Below are 1,042 nucleotides of genomic sequence, written 5' to 3' on the forward strand. Positions count from 1 at the left end.
GTCGTAGTTGGTATTGGTAGAACCCCTGGCAAGCGAAAAAGTTGTATTGCGGGCTGAGATAGAGCGATAATCTGCCCCCAGGACTCCTTCTAGGTTTTCGCCGGCTTGCCAAGCATACTGGAGCTGGGATCCCCAGCTATCGCGCAGGATGAGGTCGCGGGATCCCTGGCTTTGCGGGGCGCTGAAGCGGTAGTTGAGATCGTCCAAAAAGAGCCGAGCTTGCAGGGATCCTGTCTCCTGAGTCCACAGCCACCTGAGATCCAGCAGCAGGTCGTTGGTGGTTTGCTCGGCATCGAGGGAGGGAAAGTCTATGCTGCCGGGCACGCGGAAGGTTTTGTTGAGGTAGAGGGCGTTTGCCGTTAGGACTTGGTCTTCGGCCAATTGCCAGGTGAGCTTGGCCTGCAAGTTGTGGTACTCCACCGCCGAGTTTTCCCGCCTGCCCGACTTGCCCAGCCGTCGGATGGTAAAGGGAAAGTCGTTGTTGCTCTGCAGGCGACGGTAGCTGAGCACCCAGCCCAGATCCTGCCCTTGGCCGCGGCTTTGGATCCCTTGCTCATTGAGGCCATAGCTGCCGACCGCCGCTTCCACCACCGTCTCCGTTTCTGGCTGGGGCTCCACCGTGACGATGTTGATGACGCCGCCAACAGCGTCTGAGCCGTACAGGGTAGAGCCGCCGCCGGGGGAGACTTCAATTCGCTCGACGACATCGGTGGTGATTTGGGAGAGGTCAAACCCCCCGAAAAAACCCAGATCGTTGAGGGGGCGGCCATCCAACAGCACCAGCACCTGGGCCGTTCGCGCCCCTCGCATGAACTGAGAGCTGAGGGCTCCCAACTGGGTGCCGGCTGTGCCATCGCTGAGGATGCCGGGCAGATAGCGCAGGGCTTCCTGCACGGTTCTTGCCCCTTGCTCGCGCATCTGCTGGCGGGTGATGACATAGACGGGGCGGGAAGACTCTCGCAAGAGGTCGGGACGGCGAAACGGGGTGGTGACGGGTTGATTCAAAATCTCGGCGCTGAGGCCGGTATCCAAGACTGCTTGC

General features: G+C 60.7%; 1 protein-coding gene. It reads right to left on the minus strand.

Features of this window, described 5'->3' with window-relative positions; translation table 11 throughout:
* On the minus strand, nt 1–1,042 hold a 1,042-nt coding region (locus tag NW807_RS07685; protein WP_414425739.1), incomplete at both ends, for a TonB-dependent receptor plug domain-containing protein.

It is taken from the genome of Synechococcus sp. R70.1 (assembly GCF_047461675.1).
Taxonomy (GTDB): domain Bacteria; phylum Cyanobacteriota; class Cyanobacteriia; order Thermostichales; family Thermostichaceae; genus Thermostichus.